27 protein-coding genes are annotated in these 26,155 nt (G+C 62.1%); 11 read left to right on the forward strand and 16 right to left on the reverse strand.

What is annotated here, in order from left to right:
• The first annotated feature begins 70 nt into the window (after positions 1 to 70).
• Entirely contained in the window at positions 71 to 1,132 is a 1,062-nt protein-coding gene (locus tag ACRWA7_RS13735) for an ATP-binding protein (RefSeq protein ID WP_438391466.1), read from the forward strand.
• On the opposite strand, the gene ACRWA7_RS13740 is transcribed toward ACRWA7_RS13735, so the two are convergent.
• The 11 genes from ACRWA7_RS13740 to ACRWA7_RS13790 all read right to left on the reverse strand — a co-directional run bounded on the left by ACRWA7_RS13740 (position 1,066) and on the right by ACRWA7_RS13790 (position 11,366).
• Positions 1,066 to 1,764, reverse strand: a complete 699-nt coding sequence (locus ACRWA7_RS13740) for a response regulator (protein WP_438391467.1) — start codon at positions 1,762 to 1,764, stop codon at positions 1,066 to 1,068. The genes ACRWA7_RS13735 and ACRWA7_RS13740 overlap by 67 nt on opposite strands.
• Entirely contained in the window at positions 1,761 to 2,957 is a 1,197-nt protein-coding gene (pqqE, locus tag ACRWA7_RS13745; RefSeq protein ID WP_244163972.1) for a pyrroloquinoline quinone biosynthesis protein PqqE, read from the reverse strand. The genes ACRWA7_RS13740 and pqqE overlap by 4 nt, the downstream gene beginning before the upstream one ends.
• Positions 2,954 to 3,232, reverse strand: a complete 279-nt coding sequence (pqqD, locus tag ACRWA7_RS13750) for a pyrroloquinoline quinone biosynthesis peptide chaperone PqqD (protein WP_438391468.1) — start codon at positions 3,230 to 3,232, stop codon at positions 2,954 to 2,956. The genes pqqE and pqqD overlap by 4 nt, the downstream gene beginning before the upstream one ends.
• Positions 3,229 to 3,969 carry a pyrroloquinoline-quinone synthase PqqC gene (pqqC, locus tag ACRWA7_RS13755; protein WP_438391469.1) on the reverse strand — a complete coding sequence of 247 codons (741 nt, stop codon included), beginning with the start codon at positions 3,967 to 3,969 and terminating at the stop codon, positions 3,229 to 3,231. The genes pqqD and pqqC overlap by 4 nt, the downstream gene beginning before the upstream one ends.
• Positions 3,970 to 3,999: 30 nt before the next feature.
• A complete protein-coding gene (gene pqqB / locus ACRWA7_RS13760) occupies positions 4,000 to 4,920 on the reverse strand; it encodes a pyrroloquinoline quinone biosynthesis protein PqqB (protein ID WP_438391470.1) in 921 nt (306 codons plus the stop codon).
• 25 nt (positions 4,921 to 4,945) lie between these two features.
• Positions 4,946 to 5,512: a cytochrome b gene (locus ACRWA7_RS13765; RefSeq protein WP_438391471.1), complete on the reverse strand. Its 567-nt coding sequence runs from the start codon at positions 5,510 to 5,512 to the stop codon at positions 4,946 to 4,948.
• Between the two features lie 48 nt (positions 5,513 to 5,560).
• On the reverse strand, positions 5,561 to 6,385 hold the full coding sequence (locus ACRWA7_RS13770) for a formylmethanofuran dehydrogenase subunit C (protein ID WP_438391472.1): 825 nt from the start codon (positions 6,383 to 6,385) through the stop codon (positions 5,561 to 5,563).
• The gene (gene fhcD, locus ACRWA7_RS13775) at positions 6,382 to 7,323 is read right to left on the reverse strand and encodes a formylmethanofuran--tetrahydromethanopterin N-formyltransferase (protein WP_438391473.1); all 942 of its coding nucleotides are present in this window, start codon (positions 7,321 to 7,323) and stop codon (positions 6,382 to 6,384) included. Before fhcD ends, ACRWA7_RS13770 begins: the two co-directional genes overlap by 4 nt.
• 12 nt (positions 7,324 to 7,335) lie before the next feature.
• On the reverse strand, positions 7,336 to 9,024 hold the full coding sequence (locus ACRWA7_RS13780; RefSeq protein ID WP_438391474.1) for a formylmethanofuran dehydrogenase subunit A: 1,689 nt from the start codon (positions 9,022 to 9,024) through the stop codon (positions 7,336 to 7,338).
• A complete protein-coding gene (locus ACRWA7_RS13785; protein WP_438391475.1) occupies positions 9,021 to 10,388 on the reverse strand; it encodes a formylmethanofuran dehydrogenase in 1,368 nt (455 codons plus the stop codon). Before ACRWA7_RS13785 ends, ACRWA7_RS13780 begins: the two co-directional genes overlap by 4 nt.
• Before the next feature lie 246 nt (positions 10,389 to 10,634).
• Complete coding sequence (locus ACRWA7_RS13790; protein WP_438391476.1) at positions 10,635 to 11,366, reverse strand: HisA/HisF-related TIM barrel protein; 732 nt, start codon at positions 11,364 to 11,366, stop codon at positions 10,635 to 10,637.
• A gap of 10 nt (positions 11,367 to 11,376) precedes the next feature.
• Between ACRWA7_RS13790 and ACRWA7_RS13795 the strand changes: the two genes are divergently transcribed.
• Genes ACRWA7_RS13795 through ACRWA7_RS13805 form a run of 3 tightly spaced genes read left to right on the forward strand, consistent with a single transcriptional unit; the run spans position 11,377 to position 14,094 of the window.
• A complete protein-coding gene (locus ACRWA7_RS13795; protein WP_438391477.1) occupies positions 11,377 to 12,393 on the forward strand; it encodes an ATP-grasp domain-containing protein in 1,017 nt (338 codons plus the stop codon).
• Positions 12,390 to 13,472, forward strand: a complete 1,083-nt coding sequence (locus ACRWA7_RS13800; RefSeq protein ID WP_438391478.1) for a hydantoinase/oxoprolinase family protein — start codon at positions 12,390 to 12,392, stop codon at positions 13,470 to 13,472. The genes ACRWA7_RS13795 and ACRWA7_RS13800 overlap by 4 nt, the downstream gene beginning before the upstream one ends.
• Positions 13,473 to 13,503: 31 nt before the next feature.
• A complete protein-coding gene (locus tag ACRWA7_RS13805; RefSeq protein WP_438391479.1) occupies positions 13,504 to 14,094 on the forward strand; it encodes an amino acid kinase family protein in 591 nt (196 codons plus the stop codon).
• Positions 14,095 to 14,103: 9 nt separating this feature from the next.
• Here ACRWA7_RS13805 and ACRWA7_RS13810 read toward each other — a convergent pair whose 3' ends face one another.
• From ACRWA7_RS13810 to pqqA, 3 genes are all read right to left on the reverse strand, one after another.
• Complete coding sequence (locus ACRWA7_RS13810) at positions 14,104 to 14,802, reverse strand: (5-formylfuran-3-yl)methyl phosphate synthase (RefSeq protein ID WP_438391480.1); 699 nt, start codon at positions 14,800 to 14,802, stop codon at positions 14,104 to 14,106.
• Positions 14,803 to 14,819: 17 nt separating this feature from the next.
• Entirely contained in the window at positions 14,820 to 15,443 is a 624-nt protein-coding gene (locus ACRWA7_RS13815; protein WP_438391481.1) for a DUF447 domain-containing protein, read from the reverse strand.
• A 142-nt stretch (positions 15,444 to 15,585) separates the two neighbouring features.
• On the reverse strand, positions 15,586 to 15,660 hold the full coding sequence (pqqA, locus tag ACRWA7_RS13820; RefSeq protein WP_013342881.1) for a pyrroloquinoline quinone precursor peptide PqqA: 75 nt from the start codon (positions 15,658 to 15,660) through the stop codon (positions 15,586 to 15,588).
• Positions 15,661 to 16,044: 384 nt separating this feature from the next.
• Here pqqA and ACRWA7_RS13825 point away from each other — a divergent pair, with 384 nt between their 5' ends.
• The 7 genes from ACRWA7_RS13825 to fba are packed head-to-tail and all read left to right on the forward strand — an operon-like array spanning position 16,045 to position 24,162.
• Positions 16,045 to 17,547, forward strand: a complete 1,503-nt coding sequence (locus tag ACRWA7_RS13825; protein WP_060818005.1) for a ribulose-bisphosphate carboxylase large subunit — start codon at positions 16,045 to 16,047, stop codon at positions 17,545 to 17,547.
• Positions 17,548 to 17,583: 36 nt separating this feature from the next.
• A complete protein-coding gene (locus tag ACRWA7_RS13830; protein WP_438391482.1) occupies positions 17,584 to 17,997 on the forward strand; it encodes a ribulose bisphosphate carboxylase small subunit in 414 nt (137 codons plus the stop codon).
• 15 nt (positions 17,998 to 18,012) lie between these two features.
• Positions 18,013 to 18,948 carry a CbbX protein gene (cbbX, locus tag ACRWA7_RS13835; RefSeq protein ID WP_438391483.1) on the forward strand — a complete coding sequence of 312 codons (936 nt, stop codon included), beginning with the start codon at positions 18,013 to 18,015 and terminating at the stop codon, positions 18,946 to 18,948.
• A gap of 23 nt (positions 18,949 to 18,971) precedes the next feature.
• Entirely contained in the window at positions 18,972 to 20,069 is a 1,098-nt protein-coding gene (locus tag ACRWA7_RS13840) for a class 1 fructose-bisphosphatase (RefSeq protein ID WP_438391484.1), read from the forward strand.
• Between the two features lie 40 nt (positions 20,070 to 20,109).
• Positions 20,110 to 20,982 (forward strand): phosphoribulokinase, encoded by an 873-nt coding sequence (locus ACRWA7_RS13845; protein WP_438391485.1) that lies wholly within the window; start codon positions 20,110 to 20,112, stop codon positions 20,980 to 20,982.
• Between the two features lie 34 nt (positions 20,983 to 21,016).
• A complete protein-coding gene (tkt, locus tag ACRWA7_RS13850) occupies positions 21,017 to 23,071 on the forward strand; it encodes a transketolase (RefSeq protein WP_438391486.1) in 2,055 nt (684 codons plus the stop codon).
• 53 nt (positions 23,072 to 23,124) lie between these two features.
• Positions 23,125 to 24,162: a class II fructose-bisphosphate aldolase gene (gene fba, locus ACRWA7_RS13855; protein WP_438391487.1), complete on the forward strand. Its 1,038-nt coding sequence runs from the start codon at positions 23,125 to 23,127 to the stop codon at positions 24,160 to 24,162.
• Between the two features lie 11 nt (positions 24,163 to 24,173).
• On the opposite strand, the gene ACRWA7_RS13860 is transcribed toward fba, so the two are convergent.
• Both ACRWA7_RS13860 and ACRWA7_RS13865 read right to left on the reverse strand, forming a co-directional pair.
• The gene (locus ACRWA7_RS13860; RefSeq protein WP_438391488.1) at positions 24,174 to 25,559 is read right to left on the reverse strand and encodes a DUF6513 domain-containing protein; all 1,386 of its coding nucleotides are present in this window, start codon (positions 25,557 to 25,559) and stop codon (positions 24,174 to 24,176) included.
• Positions 25,538 to 26,155: a flavoprotein gene (locus ACRWA7_RS13865; protein ID WP_438391489.1), complete on the reverse strand. Its 618-nt coding sequence runs from the start codon at positions 26,153 to 26,155 to the stop codon at positions 25,538 to 25,540. Before ACRWA7_RS13865 ends, ACRWA7_RS13860 begins: the two co-directional genes overlap by 22 nt.

The following is a 26,155-nucleotide window of genomic DNA, read 5'->3' on the forward strand; positions in this document are numbered from 1 at the left end:
GAGGAAGCTTTCCCTGCCCTTGTCTTGCGGACGCGACGCGAACGCGCGCGCTGAGTAGAATGAGAGCGCCATGCGACCCGAACCCGAACCTGATTCCCCGGCCTTTGTTGCCAGCGCGCGCTCGTCCCGTTCCACGGCGTGGCGCGATCTTGTATGCGTGCTCGCGCTCACGGTGCTGGCGGCGCTGGTATGCATGCGCTTCGAAGCCGGCGAGTTGACGTATTCCCTGACGCGCCGCTTCGAGCGTTTTCAACTCGATGAAATTCCGCCCACGCTTGTTGTCCTGGCAACCGGGCTCGCGTGGTTTGCATGGCGGCGATACCGCGAGTCGCAGCGTGAATTGCTGCATCGCCGCGCGCTTGAAGCGAAGGCCGCGAGCCTGCTTGCGGAAAACCGGCGGCTTGCAAGCGAGAGCATCGGCGCGCAGGAAAACGAGCGTCGTCACCTCGCGCGCGAACTGCACGATGAACTCGGCCAGTATCTCAACGCCATCGCGCTGGACGCGGGACGTATCCGGGATTTATCGGCGCACGATCAGGCGAGGAGTGAACCCGAGGTTCATAGGCTCGCGCTTGCGGTCATGCAAAGCGCGAGCACCGTGTACAGGCAGATTGGCGGGATGATCCGGCGCTTGCGCCCGATCGGTCTCGATGAATTCGGCTTGCCGAGCGCGCTCGAACATTGCGTGGAAAGCTGGCGCGAGCGCTTGCCGCAGGCGTCGTTTACGCTGACCGTGGACGGCGACTTTTCCAATCTCGCGGACGTGGTGAACATCACGCTGTACAGGCTGGTGCAGGAGGGACTGACGAACGTGTCGAAGTTCGCGCGGAACTCGCGCGTGGAAATCTATCTGGTTCGGACTTCAGACAATACGAACAACACGCGCGCGAGTCGCGGTGAAATTGTCGTGACCATGACCGACGACGGTCCGGGTGTCGACCTGACAAAACCACGCGCGGGCCTGGGCCTGATTGGCATGCGTGAGCGTGTCGAGGCGCTGGGCGGCGAATTCCATGTTGCGAGCCAGCCGGACGGCGGGTTCCTGTTTTGCGCGCGCGTGCCGGTTCAGGCCGGATTGCCCGATCTCACGGATCCAAGCGCGCTTGCGGAACTGGCGAAATCGGAGAAATGAAGGCCGAGGCGATTCGCCATCTGCGCGAGTTGCACGCCATTGTCCGCACCGAATTTTTGCCGGATCACTGACTGATGATTGGCCACGGTCTTCTGGCTCAAGCCCAGCCGTTCCGCGATGCTCGGCAGCGTATAGCCTTGCACCAGCAGCCGCAGCACTTCGAACTCGCGCGCCGATAACTGGCGTCCCGGCGGCCCGTCCTGGAAAGTGGCGCGCAGCGCGAGCGCCTGCGAGATGTCGGGGCTCAGATAACGGGCGCGGCCCGCGACGGCGCGCACGCCTTCCACCAGTACGTCGGGGGCGCTTGCCTTGGTCACGTAGCCGCGCGCGCCGGCGTCGAGCGCGCGCCGGACGAAGATTGTTTCCTCATGCACGCTGAAGATCAGCACCTGGGCGTCGGGTTCGCGCGCAAGCATGCGCCGCATCGCTTCAATGCCGCTTGCGCCCGGCAGTGCAAGGTCCATGACCACAACGTCGGGTTTCAACGTGCAGAAGCGCTGGTAGGCCTGGGCAGCATCGGCGGCTTCGCCTGCCACGCTGATGTCCGGGCTGAGTTCCAGCAGGCGCCGATACCCCTCGCGCACAACAGCGTGGTCATCGACGAGAAGAACACTGATATCCGCGATGGTCATTTGCGCGCTCCCGCAAGATCGGCGACATTGTGATGGTCCGGCTCCCCGCGCGTTTTCAATGCCGCCAGCCGGCGTGAATTGGTGTCGTTGCGAAACACAATCGGATGCTCTTCAGGCTCGCGCTGTACCGCCGCGCCTGCTGCTCTTTTAACCACGTTGATCACGGTCTCGTGATGGGGCGATTTATCGCAGACGGGGTCGGCATTGGCCGGGTCGCCCGTCAGCAAATACGCCTGGCAGCGGCAGCCGCCTGCATCGATGGTTTTTTCTTCGCAACTGCGGCATGGCTCCTTCATCCAGTCGAAGCCGCGAAAGCGGTTGAACGCGTCGCTCTCGTACCAGATGTCGCGCACTGACGTGTCCTTGACGTTGGGAAAGCTCAGGCCGGGAAGCGAGCGCGCGGTGTGGCAAGGGAGCGCCGCGCCATCGGGCGCCACGCCGAGGAACACGGAACCCCAGCCGTTCATGCATTTCTTGGGCCGTGTCTCGAAGTAGTCGGGCACCACAAAGTAGATCTTGCAGCGATGCCCGATCTTCTCTCTATACCGCTCGACCACCGCCTCGGCCTCCCTCAACTGCCCGGCGGTCGGCATGAGTTGCGCGCGGTTCGCATGCGCCCAGCCGTAATACTGCGTGTTCGCGAGTTCGAGATATTCCGCGCCCATTGCAAGCGCCATGTCGATGATCTTGTCTACGTGCGGCAGGTTGTATCGATGCAGCACGCAGTTCAGGACCATTGGGAAGCCATGCGCCTTGATCGACTTGGCGACGCGGTTTTTCAGGTCGAACGTGCGGGTGCTGCTGAGAAAGTCGTTGAGTTCCTGCGTTGAATCCTGGAACGACAACTGGATGTGATCGAGTCCGGCGTCCTTCAACGCGTCGAGCCGCTTGTCCGTCAAACCGATGCCCGACGTAATCAGGTTGGTATAAAAACCGAGTTGCCGTCCTTCGCGAACCAGCACTTCAAGGTCATCGCGCAACAAGGGTTCGCCGCCCGAGAATCCCAGTTGCGCCGCGCCCAGCGCGCGCGCTTCGCGCAGCACGCCTATCCATTGCTCGGTGGTGAGTTCGCTGCTGTGGTCCGTGTAGTTGACCGGGTTGTAGCAGAACGCGCAATGCAGCGGGCACCGGTAAGTGAGCTCTGCGAGCAGCCACAGTGGCGGAGCGATCACGCCTTGATCGCGGGCTGTCATGACGCTTCCTCCAGCCATCCGCGCCGTTCGGCTTCGGCTATGAACAGACGCACTTCACCGCCAATGTCCTGCGCATTGAAGGCCTGCTGCAGGTCGGCGATCAACGCGTTAATATCGCGCGTGCCATCGCAACGCTTCAGGATTTCGCCGGCGCTTTGATTGAGCTTCACCATGCCTTCGGGATAAAGCAGCACGTGCGCGTCCTGGGCTGGCTCCCATTGCAGCCGGAAGATGCCCTTGAGCTTGAGGTTCTGCGTGGACGTGGGCGTTGTCATTGCGGAAAGGCCTTTTCGATTGCGTCGAGCATCGACCACAAGATGTCGAGTTTGAATTGCAGAATGTCGAGCGCGCGTTCCTGCTGCTCGCGCGTCTTGAAGTAATCGAGCGTGACTTGCAGGCCGTGTTCGACGTCGCGCTGCGCCAGCGAGATGCGCGAGCGGAAGTACGTGAGGCCATCGGCTTCTATCCACGGATAACACGTCGGCCATGTCGCGAGCCTGTCCTTGTGGATCTGCGGCGCGAAAATTTCCGTAAGCGAAGAACACACGGCCTCTTGCCACGGCGCGCGCCGGGCAAAGTTGACGTAGGCATCGACGGCGAATTTCACGCCCGGCGCGACGTGTTCCAGCGACCAGAGTTCATCGCGCGTGAGGCCGACTGCATCGCCCAGCCGCGCCCATGTTTCTATGCCGCCCTCGTCGTCGCCGTAGCCGTCGTGATCGAGAATGCGCAGTACCCAGCGCCGCCGTGTTTCGCGATCAGGACAGTTCGACATGACCGCCGCGTCCTTCAGCGGAATGTTGATCTGATAGTAAAAGCGGTTCGCGACCCAGCCGCGAATCTGCTCGCGCGAGCAACCGCCTGCGTTCATTTTCACGTTGAACGGATGATGGATATGGTACGCCGCGCCCTTCGCGCGAAGCTGGGCTTCGAATTCTTCGCGGGTCCAGGCGGTCGCGCCTGAATTCCGGGTTGCTGCCTGATTCGTTACTGCTTGAGTCGGTCCGTTCACATGTTTCTCCTGTAATCCGTTAGCGCATATTCAGAGATCGAATGCCATGCCGTCGAAGGCGACTTCTATGCCGTGTTCCGCGAGCCGCCGCCGCTCAGGGCCGTCTTCAATCAGGATGGGATTCGTATTGTTGATATGAATGAGCACCTTTCGCACACCTGCGTGTTCGATGGAATCGAGCACGTCGATCATTCCTCCCGGGCCTGTTTGCGCGAGGTGGCCCATGTCGGCCGCGGTCTTTTTCGACAGGCCGAGTTCGATCATTTCATCCGGCGTCCAGAGCGTGCCGTCGACCAGCAAAAGGTCCGCACCGTTCATTGCCTCGAGCACGTGCGGCTCGAGCGCGCCAAGGCCGGGCGCATAGAACGCGCGCTTGCCCGTGGCTTCGTTTGTAAACGTGAGGCCGATGTTGTCGCCGCGTTCAGGCGCTGCGCGATGCGGCGAGTAGGGCGGCGCCTTGCTCGATAGCGGCAGCGCCTCGATGCGTATGCCCGGGAGCGCGGGAATGTCGAACGGCGATCCGTCGAGCGGGATCGCATGCCTTTCAACGCCGCAGTAATGCGCGAGTATCGGCACTATCGGCAAGCCCGTACTCAAGTCTTGCAGCACGGCGTCGGTCACGTAAAGCGGCAACGGTGTATCGCGTTCACGGAGCATCAGCAGGCCCGTGACGTGATCGATTTGCGCGTCTATGGCGATGACCGCCGCAATCCCGCTGTCGCGTTTGCGGCGCGCGGGCTGCAACTCCGGATTCGCCGCGATCTGCGCGAGCAGGTCAGGCGATGCGTTCACGAGCAGCCAGTCCTTGCCAGTCGCGCTGACAATGATCGACGACTGCGTGCGCCGCTTCGCATCAACGCTGCCGTTACGCACTCCGTCGCAATTGCGGCAGTTGCAATTCCACTGCGGAAATCCGCCACCCGCCGATGAACCCAGCACCTTGATCTTCATTAACCGCGTTCCTCGATAAAAAAACTCATGGCAGCATTCTCGACATCAGTCCGTCGCGATCGATCAACTGATGTTTCAGCGCGCCCGCCACATGCAGCGCGATCAATGCGATCAGCACCCATGCGCAGACTTCATGAATGGTGAAGAAGATTTTTCGCAAGCCGGGATCGTCCCAGCCCCACATCGGCAATGCAATGCCCCAGAAGCGCGTGCCGAACTTGTTGAACGACGAACCGAGATAGCCGGTCAAGGGCATCCCGATCATGGCGACGTATAAAAGACCCTGCGTCATGCCCGCGGCGGCGCGTTGCCACGCTTGCATCGGCGGAAGCGGCGGCCGACCTTTGACCAGGCGTACCACGATGCGAATCAGCACAAGCAGGAAAACGGTCATTCCGAGCGACTTGTGGAAGTTGATAAGGTTCGACTTGAAAGAAAGGCCCTTGGGCAATCCGACCATGTAGAGACCGATGCCGAGCATTGCGATGATCGCAAGCGCAATGAGCCAGTGCAGGATGATCTGCGTATGAGTGTAGCGTTGCGCGGCGGCGCTTGCTTCAAGCGTCGCCGCGTGCGGATGCGCAGTGTTCATGGGCGTCTCCTTTCGCTCGGGTTACCTCGACTTACATTACGCCGAATGTCACGATCCGACGATCAGCACTTCTCCGCGTCCGTCGACCGCAAGGTCGCCCGCGTAGCGACGCGGCAGCGCGTCGGCCCTCAAGTTCGCGAACAGCGCCAGTTCACCCGCGAGCGAGCGCGTCAGAAGGCGCCAGAACACGTCGAAGCCCCGGCCGCCTTCGGCGAATGTCGGAGGTATCCGGGCGGGCGTCCGGGCCAGCAGCAACGTGCCGCGCCGCATGCCGTAACCCAGGTTGGCGCCGGTGGCCCCCGCTACGCCGATCGTTCCGGCAACGAGCCGCGACGCCGCGCAGTCGCCGGCGTTGCCGCCCACCAGCACGAGGCCACGGCGCATGCGGTCGCCCAGGCGCGCGCCGGTGTTGCCATGAATGGTCAGCGTGCCGCCGGTCATGCCTTCCATGTCGCCCGGTAACGCGCCCGCCGTAAAGTCGCCAGCGTTGCCGCCGAGCGTGAGGCGGCCGCCCTGCATCTGGCAGCCGGTGAAATGTCCCGCGTCGCCGTCGATTCGCAATGCGCCGCCCGCCATTTGAAAGCCCGCGTAATCGCCGGCAGCGCCGTGGACATCGATGCATCCCTGCGTCATCTTCGCGCCCAGCCGGTCGAGCCAGCGCGCGTCGCCTTCCATGACAAGCGCCGCCGCGTTTGCGCTTTCCGCGCGCGAGACGTCGAAGATATCGCCGACGGAACAGGTCTCATTGCCCGCTGGCAACGCGAGCCGCGCGACCTCATCCAGCGATAAAGCGGCAAGCGCCGCAGGCAATAACCGGTCTGCGTTGACGCGAAATCCGGGCGCATTCCTGACACGCAGCGTGGTCGTGGTCATGCGCGCCTCCCGGTCACGTCGGCTGCAAGCTGATGCAGGTGGAAGTGATAGGGCCCCAGCTTCCCGCCGTAATTTCCCGCCGATATCCGCAACACGCCCGCCGCGCGTCCCAGTTCCACAGCCGCTGCAATCCCCGCCGTCATCGCAGCGCCTACGTCGCTCTCGGTCAGGCCGTCGATCACGATTTCCAGCACGCAGCCCACGTCGGCGCCAAGCTCGCTTTTTCTGGACAAGCCGATCAGCGTGGGACAAAACGCGTCATTGGTCGACGCAGGCACTGCAGCATATTTCGAGCCTACTTTCGAACCCGAGCGCACCACGCCGCCCGGAAAGGGTGCGATCACGTTCGGCAGGCGGCGCATGGCGGCCACCGCGGTTTCGGCGACGTGCAACGCGCTGTCCGTATCGCGGGCGAGGAACAGCAGGTTGCCGCCGCCAACCGCCTTCACCGTGACCGCGCTTTCCTGGCAGACAAACTCGCCGTCCATGACCGGCACGCGCCAATACCGCGTCTCGCCGATCATCTTCGAGATCTGCCAGCCGTCGCCGAAAAAACGCAGGCTGCGGCCAATGGAGGCGTTGTCCGAGAGCGGCGCTCGGCTCGTGGCGGGATCGATGCCGCTATAGACGGCGGTCGTCGGGCAGGTCAGCACGCATTGCCCGACGCGCCGCTCGACTTGCTTCGCAAGTTCTTTCGTCGATACCGCGAACATCAGAACCGCGATTCCAGGCCGTCCGTCGGGTGTTTCATCCGCCGTCAGCACCCTCTCGATGCCCGCTTCGCAGCCGCAGCCGATCACCGAGGTTGCGAATCCCGTGAGCGATTGCGCCGCGTGCTGCGCCCAGGCCGGCGTGTGCGCCGTGATGACGAGACGCGTCGCCTTCATTGGGAAGGCTTCGGCAAAGGTGTCGTCTATTACCGTGTCGTTGATCTGCATGGCGGCCACCCGTCAGGTCCCGCTCAGGCACGCGACGGGAAGCAGCCGGCCGCCGCGGCAGCACGCGCAGATTTCGTCGTCGCTGATGGCGGCGTGCGCCGGATTGCCCACGAGATTTCCGGCGGCGTAAGCCCTCAAGGTCTTCTCGATGCCGGAATCGAATTCCGGCGATACGTAATGGATTCCGCCCGTTGGCGTGGCAACGAGCGTGCCGTCGCGCGCGACCAGTTGACCGTCCTTGAACACATACGCCGGCGAGGTAAACATGCGCTCCTTGTCCGCGTCCTCACGATACACCGCGATATCCGCCGCCGCGCCCACGCCAAGATGGCCGCGATCCGTGAGCCCGAGCAAACGCGCCGGCCCCGCGCGCGTGATGATCGCAATGTCGTAGAGCGAGAACTCGCGTTTCAGCTCCAGCAAGGTGCTTGCGACCTGCGCTTCGGGATTGAGCGTCGCGAGTTGTTCGTCGCGAAAGCCTTTGTCCATCAGCAGGCGGATCAAATGCGGATAGCTCGTGAATGGGCCGCCGTTGGGGTGATCGGTTGTCATCGACACGCGCCAGGGATCTTCGACCAGCAGGAAGATCTCCAGTCCGATGATCCATTGCAACGCGTTCACATAACTCTGCTCGCGATATTTGAATGGCACGACGCCGCAGCCCGCGTCGCATTCAATGTCGCCGGCTATCCACTTCTTCGGGTTGCCGAGCGGCGCGTTTCTGAACTGCATCATGGTGTCGCCGGAAGCGGTCACGGTCTGCCCGAAAATGATCTGCCCGACATCGATGGACACATTCGGCCGCGCGTTCACAGCGTCCGCAATCGCCAATGCGCCCGATGAAAACTTGCGCGGGCCCTCCACGCCATAGCTGTGAAACTGGATGTGCGTCAGATGGATCGGCAGGCCGCCGGCGGCGTCCATGGTTGCGATTGTCGAATCGATATTGCCCGGCACGCCGAGATTGCTCGCATGCACGTGAAGCGGATGCGGCACGCGCAATTCGTTCAGTGCGCGGGTCAAGGTATGCAGCACGTCGCGCGGCGTGATGCCGTAATGAATGTGCGGTTCGTCCACGTTCAACGAGCGCTGGTTGAACTTGAACGCCGAGATGCCGCCGGGATTGACCACCTTCACGCCGAGCGCCTTGCTAGCATGCAGCGTCCAGCCAAGGTAGTCGCGCAAGCGCTCATAGTTGTCCTGTCCGGCGAGCAGTTGCAGGAACAGTTCGTCGTTGCCGAGCATGACGTATGCGCCGTGATCGATGATCGGCGTGTCGCCCATTTCCAGATGCGTATGGCGCGCGTTGGAGGGCATCATGGCGGGCTCGAACGCGGCGGTGTATCCCATCTCCGCGTAACGGTAGCCGGTGGCGAGCGTGCCGGGTGTGCAGACGCCGCACGAAGGCAGCTTCAGATAACGGCCGTCGGCGCTCACCGGTTCATCGGCGGCGCTCGTGTTGCGATGATCTTCCGGCAGCAGCAGGCGCGAGAGATTGGTCTTGCCGCCGCCAATATGCGAATGCAGGTCGATACCGCCCGCCATCACAACCATGCCGTGCGCATCGAAGTCGTGCGCGATGGATGCATTGGGTTCTTCGGCGACAATGCGGCCGTCGCGCATATACAGGTCGCGGCGTTCGCCATTGACGCCGTTTGCCGGATCGTAGAGCGTGCCGCCTTTAAGCCGCGTCAGGCTCATGGCTGGCTCCTCGCGGCTGGTGTGCTGGCGAGTGCGCCGTGCAGACGTTCGACGATGTCGGCGAGCGTTGGCAGTGTGCTCGCCCGCGTGGCCGCGAGCGACGCAACCACGGAACCGTCGATACGAAAAACATGACCGGCACTGTCGATCGCGGGCGTCGCGACAGGAATAAAAACGGTGGAACCGCCTCGCTTGCCGAGCAGCGTTCGCAGCGCGGGATGCCCCAGCACGACGACCGGAATATCGCTGGAAAGTGCTCGAGGCAAGGGCTCGGGTTGATAACTCGATACCCACAGCAAGGCATCCACTTCACGCGCTTCCAGCAGCCGGCGTGTTGCATAACGCGTTGCATCGTGATCGAGCGAAGTTTCGCCGGAAAGACGCGTTGGCTTCGATACGCGGGTGCGCAGCGGAAAGCCCGACAGCCACGTCACGGCCTGATTGACGGTCAACGCGCCATCGTCGCCGCCAAGCGCCAGCGCGCCCGCGCGCGTTGTCCGGTTGATCGCCTTCACGATGCGGTGCAGCGCTTCTATCAGCAGCGCCGCGTGCGGCCCGGGCAACGCTGCGGGTTCGTAAACCACGACCGTATAACGTGCCGCATCCACGCGTTCCAGCAACACGGCAAGCGCTTGCGCCATGCCTGGATTGTCGCTAAAGGACGCTGCGCCGCGGCCTTCCGCCAGTGCGGACCAGATGGCAAGAAGATCGAATGGATCGGCTTCTTCAAGGACGCCTTGCAGGCGCGCATTGCCGGTTTTCTGCGCTGCGGGATCGATAGGGCAGCCGAGAAAAACCAGTTCGCGCGGCTGTTCCGTGCCGCCAAGCACGCGCTCATAGAAGCGCGGGTATTTCGCCGATGGCGTGCTGCAGAACACGATCAGCAAATCGGCGCGCGCGCGCACTTCGGAGAGCGTGGTGAAGAATGCGCCACGATCCTGCAATGCCGCGTTCGATGCCGCCATCGCATCGCCGTGCAGATGGTCGAGGATCGCGCCGCACCCGGCTGCGAGCGGATAGAGGGCGCGTGCGCCGGCGACATCGGTGGCAAGGCCGCCGAAGAGTGGGCGTTTTGTGGCGCGCAGGATATCGGCGGCCTGATTGAGCGCCGAGTCGAGGTCGGTGTCCACGTTATCGATTGCGGGCGTCGGCGCCGGGCTTCCGGCAAACCACGTCAGTGCGTGGGCAAGCCGTGGGCAATCGGTGCCGGGAGTGGCGGGTGCGCCGTCGTCCTGGACGATGATGGTGATGTCATCGCACAGCAGCGGGCAGAACGGGCACGTCCAGTCGCGCACGCCCGCTGTGACGGGCGTCCTGGCGGCCAGCGTTCCTGTGTTCGACGTGGGGGCGGACGAAAGAGGCATGAAGCCCCGTTTGCAAGGTCCATGCCGGTTAGGTAACCCGCAATCGAGGATGGCCGCGGCTTACGTGTAGTGCAGGATGGGAACGGATGCTCCCCTGTCCGGGCAACACAGGTTGTGCGTTGCTGGAACAGTGTGTCACCTTGCTGGCTGCTTTGCGGCAGTCTTGCCAAACACTTACAGGCATGCGCCAGTATTGCCGGTTGGCATGGATATTGTGTAGTCGCATCGGGGCTGCGACGTATGGCGCTATATGTGCCGCAACATGTGCCGCAGATCGATTCGCCGGTCGTGGATAGCCGATGCCACGAGCCACGCAACGGCGCGGCTTTGCGCCGCGGCGGAAAGATCCGAATCGTTGCGGATGCCGCCAGCGCCGATCAGTTCGCGCTCGCCTGCGTGAGCGCGTATGGCTTCGAATGTGGCGAGGTCGGGACCTTGGTAAGCGCCGACCTGATCGAGCGTCATCACGATCACGCGCGCCGGCCACCATGAGGTATCGGCATGTGCGGCAGCCGGGTCCGAAGCGTCCGTCATGAGCCGGCCCGCGCGATGATCGAGCGACAGCACGGGCGCGAAGCCGGCGGCCTGCGCTTCTTGCAGTGCATCGGTGCTGACAAGCGTCTCGGTGCCGAAGACCGGAACGAGTTTGCCGCGAGGGAAGGAGGCAGTGCAAATGCGATCGAAGAGCGTACGCATGGAAGCGAAATCGGTAAAGCCCGCATCGAGCCAGATTTCGATGTCGAGCGCATCGAGCAGCGTGGCAATTTGGGTGGCGTGATCGTTCTGCTTGAGGATTGCGCCCAGGTCCGCAATGTAGAGCGTGCGCGCGCCGCTCGCGGCCAGCAGTGCCTGCGCGACAGCCAGTGGTTCGCTGGATGCGCACAGCGAGGACTCGACGGGCCGGTAGCGTTCCCGCTCGCCGCGCACGGCGCGCACCGCGTGGCCATCGAGAAGATCGAGTACGGGTATCACTTGCATGGAAGGAACCTTGACCAAGTTATTCGTCTACGAGTATCTCACTGGCGGCGGCATTGATCCGGCATTGGCCGGCGAGGCCAGCTTGCTCGATCTTGGCGCGCTGATCGTCGAAGGACGCGCCATGCGCGATGCACTGGTCGCGGATCTGCTCGATCTCGGCGGCGTGCAGGTCACCTTCGCCACTTCGCGCTTCGAGACTGCGGCGTCCACGCGTTCGCACTGCATGGCAATGCCCGGCGAGTCGATCCCGGGGTTTGTTGCACGCGTGGCGCGCCAGCATGACCACGCATGGATTATCGCGCCGGAATGCGACGGTCTCTTGCTGCATCTGCACGACTCGGTAGGCGCTGCGCGCTGGCTGGGATGTTCGAAAGAAGCCATCAGGACGGCATCGAGCAAGAGCGCGACGGCCGCGTGCCTTGAAGCGCACGGCATACCCGTGACGGCATCGCTCAAGCTCGATGCGGTCGTTCCGCAGACCGGCGCGGCCGCGCGTTGGGTGGTCAAGCCAGATGATGGCGCAGGCGGGCTCGACACTTTCGTTTATGACCGGATTGAAGACGCTGGCGCTGAATACAAAGCCCGTGCGGCTGCGGGACGCAACCCCGTGATGCAGCAATGGGTCGACGGCGAGCCGCTTAGCCTCTCGCTCGTATGCGGCGCGCACGACGTCGAACTCGTCAGCACCAACCGGCAGTTGATCGGGCTGCCAGACACAGCCGCGCCTGGAAAAAGCGCGCGCGTGCTCGAGTTCAGCGGCGTGCAGATCAACCAGATCGACAAGCGAAGCAAGCAAGGCGTGGAGCTTGAGGCGCTCGCGCGCAGGGTTGTATCGGCTATACCGGGGTTGCGCGGTTTCGTCGGCATCGATGTCGTCTGGCATGCGCAGCGAGGGCCGGTTGTCATCGAGGTCAATCCGCGGTTGACGGCGGCGTATGCGGGTTTGTCGGCGCAACTCGGGCGCAATCTCGCGGGCGATCTTCTCAGGGCGCACGGGGTCGCGTGTGCGGCGGGAGTGCGCGCATGAATGCCGGCACGGAAATCTTCGGCTGGGACGTGGGCGGCGCGCACGTCAAGGTATCGGTGGCGACAGGTTCGGGGGCGCTGCGCGATATCGCGCAATGGGCATGTCCGCTATGGCAAGGACTCGGGCATCTTGAACAGGTCATCGATTCCGCATTCCAGCGCTGGCCGCTTGCTTGCGACCCGCATGCGAGTCACGTTGTCACCATGACGGGCGAGATGGTCGATCTCTTCGCGGATCGCGAGGAAGGCGTGCGTGTTCTCGCCGATACATTGGTGCGGCGGCTCGGAGCACAGACGCGGTTTTTCGCAGGCGCGGCCGGTTGGCTGGACGCGCAGGGTGCTTGGCTGCAATGGCGCGAGGTTGCATCGGCGAACTGGCTGGCGACCGCGCAATGGGTCGCACGCCGCATGAACGAAGCCGTTCTGATCGATATAGGTAGTACCACGACTGATATCGTGCCGGTCGTCGCGGCCCGGGTCGCGGCGCGCGGCTGCAACGACGCGACCCGGCTCGTGAGCGGCGAGCTTGTTTATCAGGGCGTGGTGCGCACGCCCTTGTGCGGTATTGCGCACCGGATCGGATTTCGCGGCGAAGACACCAACGTCATGAATGAGTGGTTTGCCACCACCGCCGATGTTTATCGATTGACGGGCGAACTCTGGGCGGCGCACGATCAGCATGCGAGCGCCGACAACGGACCGAAGACGCAAGCCGCGAGCCGTGCGCGAATTGCGCGAACCATAGGACACGATGCCCGCGACGCCAACGAAAACGAGTGGCGTGATTTTGCCGGGTGCTGGCGAGAAAAGCAGATGCAAATCCTGATGGCGAACCTTGGCGATGTGATAGCGGTGCATCCTTCGTTGCAGCGTGCGCCGCTGGTTGGCGCGGGGTGCGGGCGCTTCCTCGTCGAGGCAATTGCGCGACGGGAGAAACGGGCGTTCATCGATTTCTCCGATCTCGTCGATACCCCCGCCAACGAGCGCGAGCGCCGCGAGTGGATCGCGACGTGCGCGCCGAGTGTGGCAGTTGCGCTCCTCGCGCAGCACGAAAACACGGTCGCGCCTCAGGGCGGGTGACAGCAGTGAAACTCAAAGCGGGGGACATGTCATGTGGGTGGTGAAGATCGGGGGAAGCCTGAGTCACGACCCGTCGCTGCGCGAATGGCTTACCCAGCTTTGGGAAGTGGGCGGCGGGCGGGTCGTGATCGTTCCCGGCGGCGGAGATTTCGCCGATAAGGTTCGCCAGTATCAGAGCGAGTGGCAGTTCGGCGACCTCGCGGCGCACAACATGTGTTTGCTTGCCATGGCGCAGTACGCAATCCTCATGCAGGGCGTGATGCCGGAACTGGTGCTGGCGTCGAACGAAATGCGGATCCGGCGTGCATTGCGCGATGGCCGCGTGGCGGTGTGGGTTCCCACCGACCTGATGCGCGACAAGCCCGACGAAATGACGAACTGGAACACGACATCGGATAGTCTTGCCGCATGGCTTTCGACCACGCTCAACGCCGAGCGTCTGATGGTGGTCAAGTCGTGCGCGGTGGAAGCAGGCACACCAATGGAGACGTTATCGGCCAAAGGCGTGGTCGATGCGGGCTTCGCTCGATACGTGAAAGACGCGAACTACGTGGTCGAGTTGTTCAACAAGGGCGACGTCGCGTTGATGCGCGAACGCTTGCTGCATATTCCCGTGGCGTAGTCTTTGGATTTAATGAGGCTGAGCCACGGCGTGAGGATGAAGCGCCTCCGCCCATTGCGCGACCCGCGCGGGGTCGAGCCGGGACACGCGGCCGTTATTGCATAACGCGGTGCGAAATCCCGCTATGTCCGGCCGGAGTTCATGAATCATCGGCAAGTGCGCCCAGTTCATGGAACCGGCAAGTCCTGTCATTCCGCCGCGCGCGCTGGCTGCATGCAGACAAGCCTTGAGTGTGCCCACGTCCACGCAGTCGAAGATGCTCTGGCCGTTCTTCGTCGCGGTATCGAAGACGATTCCCGCAAAGCCCAACCCGGCGGCGAAGCGGATGAGTTCCAGATCGATACCCGCATCGCAGAGCAGTACAGGCACAACAGCGGCGCGCAAGCTCGCCAGCACGGCAAGGCAATGGTGCGCGGACGCTCCGGGGGTCACGCCAACCTTCACATAATCCACGCCCGTAGTGTTCACTTCGATGACTCGCCGGGTGATGGCGTCGGACGCGTCCGTGGGCACGTCGCCTATGGTTGCGCTGATCGGCTTGACCGGATAACGCGCGCGCAGCAGGTTCACGATCAGCGTGATTTCATCGATCGCCACGCCGCCCAGCGCACCCGCGCCAGGCTCTTTCAAATCGATCAGATCGGCGCCTGCGCGTGCCGCGTCGAGCGCTTCTTCAGCCGAGCGGACGCTCGCGAGCAATGCGGTCATGTCAGACTCCGGAAGATTCAGCGCCGCTCGGGCGCGGAGGTGTTCAACGCTGTATCAGGTTGCGGCGATTCACCGGACGTCCGGGCATTCGCGCGATGACGCTTGACCGCCGCCGTGATCCAGTTCCATGCAACGCGTTCGCGCTCGCCGGCGGTTTTATCGATGGCAATCTGAAGGTACGCCATCTCGCTGTCCACTTTTTCCGCGGGCAACATGAAGAGGCGGCTCACGAGGATCGCACCTTCCACAACTGCGTTCTGCGCACGATTAAACCCTTCGAACGGCCCATGCGTCTCGCGATACACGCTCTTCATGCGCAGTATCGGGCGCTGCGGGTCATCCTGAAGCGAATGGAGTTCGAGTTCGGTGTGCGCGAGCGAATCCGCAAGGCGCACGCTGTTGACAACAGTGGCCGGGAGCGTTGGCCAGTCGTTCGCATATCCGGTCACGCAACCTGCGAACACGCGCGCATCGGTCGTGAAATTGATGACGGCCGCTTGCGTCGCGATGATGTTGTCGAGCGTCGCCGAGGGACGAAACGGCGCGAGAATCGCCAGCCCGTCTTCGAAACGCACGCCCATGGGCGCGATGTGAGGCCGGCCATCGTGCGCCGCGGTCGTGACGATCGTCTCGTGGATCATGGCGAGGAACGCTGGTCAACGCAGCGCACTATGGTCCGGCGGTTATGACTTTGAAATGAATCTGAAAAAACAGGCTTACGGTCAACGCAGGCACCACTAAAGCCGCGCGTCAGTAGTTACGGCCGACGGCGGCGGCAGCGCTTTAACGCGTTGCGATATACATCGTGATTTCGAAACCAAAACGCATATCGGTGTAGCTCGGGGTCGTCCACTGCATAGTCGTCTCCATCAAGTTGACCAACGGAAACCGGCGCGACGACACTTTCACGCGCGTACCGGCAGGTACGTCGTTGCAAACAGCGTGCCTACGCAGCGAAAGGGGCTGCGCCGCTTGTTTGAAGCACGTACCGAACATCGCGGCGGGTAGGGGCTGATTTTGCCGGCGGAATGTGCCGCGCCGGGCGCGCGCCTGACTGTCGCGGTTCTGCAGCAAAGTGTCCCACGTCCCCATTGGCTGTGACCTTAGGGTGTTCCCCACGTTAACGGATCGCTTAAGCCTGCCGAAGAAAATCGTGAATTCCCCTCGCCGCAGGTCGCGCCTACATTGCATTCACGGCACAAGCGCCGGGTCCATCCCGCTCACAATCCTTAAGGAAACGCCATGAACGACTTCACCAAGGCCGCGGTCGCGCCGGCATCCGCGACGCCGCAACCAGCGGCCGCGCCCCGTTCCCGCTATTCGGCGGGCGTCATGAAGTATCGCGAGATGGGTTACTGGCAGCCGGATTACGTACCGAAAGATACCGACGTCATCGCGCTGTTCCGGATCACGCCGCAAGCGGGTGTCGAGCCCGAGGAAGCGGCGGCTGCGGTGGCGGGCGAGTCGTCGACGGCGACCTGGACCGTGGTGTGGACCGATCGCCTTACGGCGTGCGACATGTATCGGGCAAAGGCGTATCGCGTGGATCCCGTGCCCTCGTCCAGCAGTGACGAACCGCAATTCTTTGCTTATATCGCCTATGAGCTCGATCTCTTCGAAGAGGGATCGGTCGCGAACCTGACGGCCTCGATCATTGGCAATGTGTTCGGCTTCAAGCCGTTGAAAGCGCTGCGGCTGGAAGACATGCGCATGCCGGTGGCTTACCTCAAGACCTTCCAGGGGCCGCCGACCGGAATCGTGGTCGAGCGCGAACGGCTCGATAAATACGGCCGTCCGCTGCTCGGCGCGACCGTCAAGCCGAAGCTCGGGCTCTCGGGCAAGAACTACGGCCGCGTGGTCTATGAAGGGCTGAAAGGCGGTCTCGACTTTCTCAAGGACGACGAAAATATCAACTCGCAGGCGTTCATGCACTGGCGCGACCGCTACCTTTTTTCCATGGAAGCCGTGGCCCGTGCGCAAGCCGCGACCGGCGAAGTGAAGGGCCACTATCTCAACGTCACGGCCGCGACCATGGAAGACATGTACGAACGCGCCGAGTTCGCGAAGGAACTGGGGTCGTGCATCGTCATGATCGATCTGGTGGTCGGATGGACTGCGATCCAGTCAATGGGTAAATGGGCGCGCAGGAACGACATGATCCTGCATCTGCATCGCGCGGGTCACGGCACGTACACGCGCCAGCGCAATCACGGGATTTCGTTTCGCGTGATCGCGAAGTGGCTGCGCATGGCGGGCGTGGATCATGCACATGCTGGCACGGCGGTCGGCAAGCTCGAAGGTGATCCGCTTTCGGTACAGGGCTATTACAACGTGTTGCGCGAATCGGGCAATGCAGTGGACCTGTCGCGCGGCATCTTCTTTGAACAATCGTGGGCAGGCTTGCGCAAGGTCATGCCGGTTGCTTCGGGTGGTATCCACGCCGGGCAGATGCATCAGTTGCTCGACCTGTTCGGCGACGACTGCATTCTCCAGTTCGGTGGTGGAACCATCGGACATCCGGGCGGTATTCAGGCCGGAGCAGTGGCGAATCGCGTGGCGCTGGAAAGCATGGTAAAGGCGCGCAACGAGGGCCGCGACATTGCAAACGAAGGACCGGAAATCCTGGAAGCCGCGGCGCGCTGGTGCACGCCGCTGAAACAGGCGCTGGATACATGGCGCGACGTGAGCTTCAACTATGCGTCGACCGATACACCCGATTTCGCCGCCACGCCGACGCCGGCTTGACGCCAGCCGAAGCAATCATTGAATGAGAGGTACACCATGCGCATTACCCAAGGTACGTTTTCATTTCTCCCCGAGCTCAACGACGAAGAGATCGGCCAGCAGATCGACTATGCATTGCAGCAGGGCTGGGCGTGTTCGGTCGAGTACACCGACGACCCGCATCCGCGCAACACATATTGGGAAATGTGGGGCTTGCCGATGTTCGACCTGAAGGACGCGGCCGGCGTGATGCTGGAAGTCACCGCATGCCGCAATGCTTGCCCGCAGCACTACATCAAGGTCAACGCGTTCGATTCGGTGCGCGGCTTCGAGACCATGCGTCTTTCGTTCATCGTGAATCGTCCCGATCATGAGCCGGGATTCAGGCTCGAACGGCAAGACGTTCAGGGTCGCGTGCAGCACTACGCAATCAAGGCCTATTCGCTGGATCAACCGCCTTCAAATCATTAGGCAAGGGAGGCAGACATGTCGTTAGCCGTCGCTGAGCTGCGGGTGCCCGAGCCAGCCGCGCCAACCGTCGATCTCGTTGCGCTGTTTCGCGAATCGACGGTTGGCGAGGTGCTGGCCGAGCTGGATCGCGATCTTGTCGGATTGATGCCGGTGAAGACACGCATCAGGGAAGTCGCGGCGCAGTTGCTGGTGGAACGCGCCCGCGAAACGCTCGGCATTGCGAGCGGCGCACCGACCTTGCACATGTGTTTTTCCGGCAATCCGGGCACGGGCAAGACCACTGTCGCGATGCGCATGGCCGACGTGCTGTTCAGGCTCGGCTATATTCGCCGCAGGCATCTCGTGTCGGTTACGCGCGACGATCTTGTCGGGCAATACATCGGCCATACAGCGCCAAAGACGCGAGACGTGCTCAAGCGTGCAATGGGCGGCGTGCTGTTCATCGATGAAGCGTATTACCTGTATCGCCCCGAGAACGAGCGCGACTACGGGCAGGAAGCCATTGAGATCCTCCTGCAGGTCATGGAAAACCAGCGCGCCGATCTGGTCGTGATCCTCGCCGGCTACGAGCAGCGGATGGAAACGTTTTTCCAGAGCAATCCGGGCTTTCGTTCACGAATCGCGCATCACATTACCTTCCCCGATTACGACGCCGCCGAGTTGCTCGCGATTTCCGAAGGCATGCTTGCGCGCATGCATTACAGGCTCGACCCGGAAGCACGCGCCGCATTCGAGGACTATCTCGCGCTGCGTATTCGTCAGCCGAATTTTGCGAACGCGCGCTCGGTGCGCAACGCGCTCGATCGCGCGCGCCTGCGTCAGGCGAACCGCATTTTCGCCGAAGCAATGCAAGGCGCTGGCCCATCGAGTTCTGAGGCGTTGACGTTGTTGTCCGCCGCCGATATCCGCGCGAGCCGCGTGTTCAACACGCCGCCGTCGAGACCCGCTTGATCACAACCCTTCAGGAGTGCGCCATGCTGGACGGACGGACCACGCTTTCAAAGTTCCTGATCGATACACTTGATCGCAATCCATCGCCGGTTCAGGCGAGCGGCTTGTCTGCCCTCTTGATCGACGTAGCGGCGTCGATCAAGACCATCTCGGCGCAATTGACGAAGGGCGCGCTGGGCGGCAATTACGGGTCGGCATCGAGTATCAACACACATGGCGAAGAGCAAAAGAAGCTCGACCTCGCGACCAATGACATCTTCCTTCAGCACTGCGAGTGGGACGGATTGCTGGCTGGCATGGTGTCCGAGGAAATGGAGGATGTGTACGCGATACCGCCCGCCTATCCGCGCGGCGAATATCTGCTGGCGTTCGATCCGCTGGACGGCTCGTCGAATATCGATATCAACGGTGTGGTCGGTTCCATCTTTTCGGTACTGCGCATTTCCGAAGGGACGAAGGCGAGCGCTGGCGTCGATGCTGCATTCCTTCGCCCCGGCCATGAGCAGGTTGCAGCGGGCTACGCGGTTTATGGTCCCGCTACCATGCTGGTCATTTCAGTCGGCACCGGCACGCATGGCTTCACGCTTGATCGTGAGGTCGGTAATTTCGTGCTGACCCATTCCGGCATCCGCATTCCCGACGACACGTGCGAGTTCGCCATCAATGCATCGAACGAACGTTTCTGGGAGCCGCCCGTGCGGCGTTATGTGCAGGAATGCAAGGATGGCCGCAGCGGTTGCCGCGAACGGGATTTCAACATGCGCTGGATTGCTTCCATGGTGGCGGAAGTCCATCGCATCCTGATGCGCGGGGGCGTCTTCATGTATCCGCGCGACTTCAAGACGCCTGCAATGCAAGGTCGATTGCGACTGCTGTACGAAGCCAGCCCGATGAGTTTCCTGGTCGAGCAGGCGGGCGGCATGTCGATCACGGGACGCGAACGCATACTCGACGTGCAGCCTTGCGCGTTGCATGAACGCGTGCCCGTCATCCTGGGATCGAAGAATGAAGTCGAGCGTATTGCGCGCTATCACGCCGACTACGATCGCGGCGAGGACAAGCCCTTTACGTCGCCGCTATTCAACACCCGGTCCTTGTTCCTGCCCGAAGCGCCGGTCTGAGCGAACCTGAAGCCGGACACGAAAATCCAGGAGAGGCCTTATGTCAGTCAAGCATCCGATCATCGCGGTGACCGGCTCCAGCGGCGCGGGCACGACTACTGTCATGAAAAGTTTCACGCATATTTTCAGGCGCGAAAAGATCAACGCGCAGATTGTGGAAGGCGACGCGTTTCACAGGTACGACCGCACTGGCATGCGCGAGGCGCTCAAGCAAAGCGAACGCGATGGAGTGCGAGACTTCAGTCACTTTGGCCCCGAGGCCAACCTGCTGGAAGAACTGGCGCAACTGTTTCAAACCTATGGCGAAAGCGGCGGCGGGCAAATCCGTCATTACGTTCACGACGACAACGAAGCCATGATTCACCAGCAGGATTCGGGTACGTTCACACCGTGGAAAGACATTGCTCTCGGCACCGATCTGATGTTCTACGAAGGTCTGCACGGCGGCGCTGTAACGGACAAGGTCGATATTGCAAAGCACGCGGACCTGCTTGTGGGCGTGGTGCCGATCATCAACCTCGAGTGGATCCAGAAGCTGCACCGCGATCAGAACCTGCGCGGTTATTCGCACGAAGCCGTGGTCGACACCATCCTGCGCCGCATGCCTGATTACGTGAACTATATTTGCCCGCAGTTCTCGCGCACGCATGTCAACTTCCAGCGCGTGCCGACAGTGGACACGTCGAATCCGTTCACCGCTCGCGAGATTCCGCAGCCCGACGAGAGCTTCGTCGTTATCCGCTTTGCGCGCCCGAAGGGCATCGACTTCCCGTATCTGCTCACCATGCTGCACGACTCGTTCATGTCGCGTCCCAATGTGATCGTCGTGCCGGGCGGAAAGATGGGCATTGCCATGCAACTCATCTTCACACCCATGATCCTGCAATTGCTGGATCGCCGCGCCCGGGCGTAAGCACTCCGTTCATCGTTAAGTAAAGGAGGTTTCCATGGATGCAGTCATCATTGAGCAGCACTCACCGCCCGCCGTTCACGACGACACGCGGCTGATGGCGAACGCGCTTCGCATGCTGGCGGTCGATGCGGTCGGCCAGGCGAAGTCCGGTCATCCCGGCATGCCAATGGGCATGGCCGAAATTGCCGTTGCATTATGGGACCGGCATCTGAAACATAATCCGCTTGATCCGGACTGGCCAGACAGGGATCGATTCGTGTTGTCTAACGGACACGGCTCCATGTTGTTATACGGCGTGCTCCATTTGACCGGATACGACTTGCCGCTTGATGAGTTGAAGCGCTTCCGGCAACTCCACAGCAAGACGCCGGGGCATCCCGAAACCGGTCTCACGCCTGGCGTGGAAACGACGACTGGACCATTGGGGCAAGGATTGGCCAACGCGGTTGGAATGGCGCTCGCAGAGACGCTGCTCGCGCAGGAGTTCAACCGTCCGGGGCATGCGATTGTCGATCATCGAACCTATGTTTTTGCCGGCGATGGATGCCTGATGGAGGGCATCTCGCACGAGGCGGCGTCTCTTGCAGGAACGCTGGGACTGAGCAAGCTCACGGTGCTTTACGACGACAACGGCATTTCTATCGACGGCCATGTGGCGAACTGGTTTGCCGACGATACTCCCGCGCGTTTCGAAGCGTACGGGTGGCACGTCGTGCGCGAGGTGGATGGTCATGACGTGGAGGCTGTCGACCGTGCCATTGCCTGCGCACGCGCCAGTGAAAAACCGACGTTGATCTGCTGCAGGACGGTCATAGGAAAAGGCGCGCCGTCGATGGCAGGCACGCATGACGTGCACGGTGCGCCGCTGGCCGCGGATGAGGTCGCGGCGATGCGGCGCGCGCTCGACTGGCCTTACGCACCCTTCGATATCCCCGCTGAAATAAGAAGCCGCTGGGATGCGCGCGAACGTGGCAGGAAGGCCGAGTCGGACTGGAACATTCGCTTCAATGCGTATCGTCGGCACTATCCGCGCGAGGCGTCCGAGCTCGAGCGCCGCATGCGTGGCGCCCTGCCTGCGCATTGGCGCACGGCGGCGAGCGCGCTCGTGCAGGATGCGGACCGTGCCGCTCAAACTATAGCAACACGCAAAGCCTCACAACAGACCATAGAGGGACTGGCGCGCGCGTTACCCGAACTGCTGGGAGGATCGGCGGATCTCACGGGTTCGAATCTCACGCGGTGGAAGGAAGCGGTCACCGTGCATACCGAGGGAGGAAGCTTGCACGGCGGCAACTACGTGCACTTCGGCGTGCGCGAGTTCGGCATGAGCGCGGCATTAAATGGAATTGCCTTGCATCGCGGCTATCTGCCATTTGGCGGCACGTTCCTCACGTTCTCCGACTATTCGAGGAACGCACTGCGCATGGCAGCGCTGATGAAAGTGCGCACCGTGTTCGTTTTCACGCACGACTCGATCGGCCTGGGAGAAGATGGTCCGACCCATCAATCGGTCGAGCATGCGGCCAGCTTGAGACTCATCCCCGGTCTCGATGTCTGGCGTCCTTGCGACACCGTGGAAACGGCGCAAGCCTGGGTATGCGCGGTCGATCGCAATCGTGCGTCGTGCCTGTTGCTGAGCCGCCAGCCCCTGCCGTTCGTCTCGCGTGATGCAGGGCAAATCGATGCAATCGCACATGGCGGCTACGTGCTGCGCGACTGGCCGGAACCCGTGGGCCGCGCCGTAAAACGCGTTGTGTTGATCGCGACTGGTTCAGAGGTGGCGCTTGCGCTCGCGGCTATCGAGCCATTGCGTGCCGACGGCGTGCTTGCACGGGTGGTGTCGATGCCTTCCACCAATGTGTTCGATCGGCAATCGAGTGTCTGGCGCGACCGCGTGTTGCCGCCGAATGTGCCGCGGGTTGCGATAGAAGCGGGGGTGAGCGCGTTCTGGCGGCAGTATGTAGGGCTTGCGGGCGGTGTGATTGGTATCGATAGTTTCGGGGAGTCCGCACCTGCCGAAGCATTGTTCGAGCATTTCGGGCTGACGGTGGATCACGTGCTCAGCGAAGCACGCAGGTTGGCTCGCTGAAGCCCTGCGCGGTCGCACCATCTTTTGAACGATCTAATACTACGGAGTCCGACATGACTTTTATTGCCTTGCGCCAGTTGCTGGATCACGCAGCCGAATACGGTTATGGCGTGCCGGCCTTCAACGTGAACAACATGGAGCAAATCCAGTCGATCATGCAGGCAGCCGAGACAACACGCAGCCCCGTGATCCTTCAGGCGTCGGCCGGCGCGCGCAAGTACGCTGGCGAACCCTATCTGCGTCACCTCGTGCTTGCGGCGCTCGAGGCGCATCCCGATCTGCCGGTCGTGTTGCATCAGGATCACGGCGCAAGTCCGGCGGTGTGTCAGCAGGCGATACGTTCGGGATTCACGTCGGTGATGATGGATGGATCGTTATTGCCCGACCAGAAGACGCCAGCGGATTACGCGTACAACGTCGAGGTGAGCCGGCGTGTGACGGAAGCAGCGCATGCCGTGGGGGTATCGGTGGAAGGCGAACTGGGATGTCTTGGTTCCCTGGAAACGGGTCATGCCGGCGACGAAGATGGCGTGGGCGCCGAGGGCAAGTTATCGCGCGACGAGTTGCTGACCGATCCCGGCCAGGCAAAGGCGTTTGTGGAAGCGACGGGTGTGGACGCGCTGGCCATTGCGATTGGCACGTCGCATGGCGCGTACAAGTTCAGCCGCCAGCCTGACGGGGAAATATTGGCAATGGACAGGATCGCGGCCATCCACGGGACGATTCCAGATACGCATCTGGTAATGCACGGGTCGTCCTCGGTGCCGCAGGAATGGCTGGCGATCATCCGCGAGCATGGCGGTGAGATTCCGGTGACCTATGGCGTGCCGGTGGAGGAAATCCAGCGCGGGATTGCGAATGGCGTGCGCAAGGTGAATATCGATACCGACATCAGACTGGCGATGACCGGCGCCATGCGCAGGTCGCTTGCAATGTCGAGAGGCGAATTCGATCCGCGTCAGGCGCTGAAGGCCGCCACAGCCGCAGCGCGGGACTTATGCATGGCGCGCTTCGAAGCGTTCGGATGCGCGGGGCAAGCGGACAGGATCAAGCCCTTGGGACTGGATGTCATGGCGCGTCGATATCAGTAGCGCGGCCGTGTTCACTTACTCTTTCGCCGGGTATTTCCCGGCGCTTCCCATTCGTCGAGATTCTGAGCGGCCTTCTCCACCCCGGCTCCCCAGTTCAGCGCCTGATCCTGATCGAACCGCTTCCCCAGCTTCCATGCAATCTCCGCGCGGGCGAGTTGTACGCCCATATAAAACGCATGTCCGCCATCGGCTTCCAGTCCCAATCCCGGATACAAGGCGAACGGATCGCCTTCGACCTGATGTCCGTCGCGGTTATAAACGTGAATTCCGTCGGCTGCGACCTGTACCCGAAAATTCGGATCACGCACCGCTCCTGCAAAAAGCGCGATCTCCTGCGCGTCATAAGGGAAAGGCCGCTTGTCGTGCAGCGTGGAAAGATCGCTGCAGATGCCCTTGGGCAAGACCTGCGCCTCGCGTGCGGCAAACATCATTCGCCGCGCGACATCGGCTTCTTTCACCGCGCGCCGCGCATGCAGGCTCACCGAGGTCGTCAGCACCGCGTTCACCCGCAACTCGGCCGCCATGCCTAGCAACACGGCGTTGATCCCGCTCGTATCGGCTTCGGTGAGTTCCGTCACATTGCCTATGCCCATCATGATGCCGATATCCGGATAACGCTCGCGCACCGCGACGTACCGCACGATCGATGCGGCCAGTCCAAACGGGATCGGATCTAGAATGGGGTCGGCGAGAAACGGCCGTCCGCGCGACAAAAGGGTATCGATAGCGGCATTTAGCGAACCCGGATCGCCCGGTTCACGCGCGACCAGGATAGGTGTCGACGCCACTTCATCAGCTATCCATAACGTATCGGCGTTGAGGCTCATCACGTAATCAGCGCCAGCGCAGCCGCCACGCAAAAGTTCGTCGGTGCGCATGGAGTCCACGCTCACGCGATACCCACGCTCTTTTAACGCAAGCACGGAATCTTCGAGATGCGCGAACGGCGTTTCAGGCAGGCAGCCGATATCGATTACATCCGCGCCCTGAGACGCATAGGCCGAAGCGCGCTCGACGATACCGTCAACCGAAAGCCGGGGGGCATCGACAATCTCCGCGAAAATCTCCGTCTCGTAGCGCGATAAATCCCGGTGCCCCGCCTCGCGTCCGAAGAACTGCGGCAGGTCCTTGACCTCCTCGGGACCGCGTTCGACCGCTACGCCAAAGTGTTGACTCAGCGCGTCGAGGTCGCCACGGCACTTACCCGGCACGATCATCCTGCTTGCGAGAAGCGGCAAGGCGACGCGACGCCGGATCATGTCGGCGGTTATCAAGGCGGCGACCTGCAGGCCGATCTCGCGAACTTCCCATGTGAAGGGTGCGGGCGCCATGCCTTCGAGCACCTGATGCAAACTGCGTTCGGCGAGCCGGCCTGTCAGGAAGACGATGTGGTCCATGCGAGCCCGAGTGTCGATAGCCGTTGATCGAGCGCTGCTTTCAACTCATCGAGCGAGCGCGCTACCGTCGTGTATTCGATCTGCGCCAGTTGATCCACACGTTGCAGTTCGATGTCGCGCGGACGCACCTCGACCCACTCGTGCGGACTCTGCGTGATTACGCTCGGCGCGGTATCACATGCGAAAACAATGCCCGGTATGCATTGCTTGCCGGCCTGCGCGTAAAGGTTGGTCGGTAACGTATCGGATATGCCCAGCGCGCATTTGGCAACCGTGTTGCTGGTCGCGGGGGCAATCACGACCGTGTGATATTTCCCTTCATAGAGCATGCCCACGGGAACGCCGCTCGCGCTGTTGTCGCGGAATACCCGAAAATGTTCGCGCAGTTTTGGCAGAGGCCAGCCATAGAGAGGCAACACTTCCTCTCCTGCCGACGATAAAAACAGGTCCACGCCCGGCAACCGCCGCGCGAGTTCGACCGACTCCTCTATCATGTGGCCCGACCCGGTCACGCACCACGCAAACCCCGCATCGGGCTTGAACTGATCGAGCTTGCGGGCGGGTGTGGGTGTGCGGAAAGCAGACGGTTCGCTCAT

It is taken from the genome of Caballeronia sp. DA-9 (assembly GCF_051615025.1).
GTDB classification, from domain to species: Bacteria; Pseudomonadota; Gammaproteobacteria; order Burkholderiales; family Burkholderiaceae; genus Caballeronia; species Caballeronia sordidicola.

Excerpts from the sequence above, each read along its gene's own strand:
- fhcD (WP_438391473.1), bottom strand. The coding sequence starts at position 7,323 with ATGCAGATCAACGACACGGTAATAGACGACACCTTTGCCGAAGCCTTC.
- ACRWA7_RS13770 (WP_438391472.1), bottom strand. The coding sequence starts at position 6,385 with ATGACCACGACCACGCTGCGTGTCAGGAATGCGCCCGGATTTCGCGTC.
- ACRWA7_RS13765 (WP_438391471.1), bottom strand. The coding sequence starts at position 5,512 with ATGAACACTGCGCATCCGCACGCGGCGACGCTTGAAGCAAGCGCCGCC.
- ACRWA7_RS13845 (WP_438391485.1), top strand. The coding sequence starts at position 20,110 with ATGTCAGTCAAGCATCCGATCATCGCGGTGACCGGCTCCAGCGGCGCG.
- tkt (WP_438391486.1), top strand. The coding sequence starts at position 21,017 with ATGGATGCAGTCATCATTGAGCAGCACTCACCGCCCGCCGTTCACGAC.
- ACRWA7_RS13805 (WP_438391479.1), top strand. The coding sequence starts at position 13,504 with ATGTGGGTGGTGAAGATCGGGGGAAGCCTGAGTCACGACCCGTCGCTG.
- cbbX (WP_438391483.1), top strand. The coding sequence starts at position 18,013 with ATGTCGTTAGCCGTCGCTGAGCTGCGGGTGCCCGAGCCAGCCGCGCCA.
- ACRWA7_RS13840 (WP_438391484.1), top strand. The coding sequence starts at position 18,972 with ATGCTGGACGGACGGACCACGCTTTCAAAGTTCCTGATCGATACACTT.
- ACRWA7_RS13860 (WP_438391488.1), bottom strand. The coding sequence starts at position 25,559 with ATGGACCACATCGTCTTCCTGACAGGCCGGCTCGCCGAACGCAGTTTG.
- ACRWA7_RS13790 (WP_438391476.1), bottom strand. The coding sequence starts at position 11,366 with ATGCAAGTGATACCCGTACTCGATCTTCTCGATGGCCACGCGGTGCGC.
- ACRWA7_RS13825 (WP_060818005.1), top strand. The coding sequence starts at position 16,045 with ATGAACGACTTCACCAAGGCCGCGGTCGCGCCGGCATCCGCGACGCCG.
- ACRWA7_RS13785 (WP_438391475.1), bottom strand. The coding sequence starts at position 10,388 with ATGCCTCTTTCGTCCGCCCCCACGTCGAACACAGGAACGCTGGCCGCC.
- pqqD (WP_438391468.1), bottom strand. The coding sequence starts at position 3,232 with ATGACAACGCCCACGTCCACGCAGAACCTCAAGCTCAAGGGCATCTTC.
- pqqB (WP_438391470.1), bottom strand. The coding sequence starts at position 4,920 with ATGAAGATCAAGGTGCTGGGTTCATCGGCGGGTGGCGGATTTCCGCAG.
- ACRWA7_RS13865 (WP_438391489.1), bottom strand. The coding sequence starts at position 26,155 with ATGAGCGAACCGTCTGCTTTCCGCACACCCACACCCGCCCGCAAGCTC.
- ACRWA7_RS13735 (WP_438391466.1), top strand. The coding sequence starts at position 71 with ATGCGACCCGAACCCGAACCTGATTCCCCGGCCTTTGTTGCCAGCGCG.
- ACRWA7_RS13815 (WP_438391481.1), bottom strand. The coding sequence starts at position 15,443 with ATGATCCACGAGACGATCGTCACGACCGCGGCGCACGATGGCCGGCCT.
- fba (WP_438391487.1), top strand. The coding sequence starts at position 23,125 with ATGACTTTTATTGCCTTGCGCCAGTTGCTGGATCACGCAGCCGAATAC.
- ACRWA7_RS13800 (WP_438391478.1), top strand. The coding sequence starts at position 12,390 with ATGAATGCCGGCACGGAAATCTTCGGCTGGGACGTGGGCGGCGCGCAC.
- ACRWA7_RS13810 (WP_438391480.1), bottom strand. The coding sequence starts at position 14,802 with ATGACCGCATTGCTCGCGAGCGTCCGCTCGGCTGAAGAAGCGCTCGAC.
- ACRWA7_RS13780 (WP_438391474.1), bottom strand. The coding sequence starts at position 9,024 with ATGAGCCTGACGCGGCTTAAAGGCGGCACGCTCTACGATCCGGCAAAC.
- ACRWA7_RS13830 (WP_438391482.1), top strand. The coding sequence starts at position 17,584 with ATGCGCATTACCCAAGGTACGTTTTCATTTCTCCCCGAGCTCAACGAC.
- pqqE (WP_244163972.1), bottom strand. The coding sequence starts at position 2,957 with ATGACAGCCCGCGATCAAGGCGTGATCGCTCCGCCACTGTGGCTGCTC.
- ACRWA7_RS13740 (WP_438391467.1), bottom strand. The coding sequence starts at position 1,764 with ATGACCATCGCGGATATCAGTGTTCTTCTCGTCGATGACCACGCTGTT.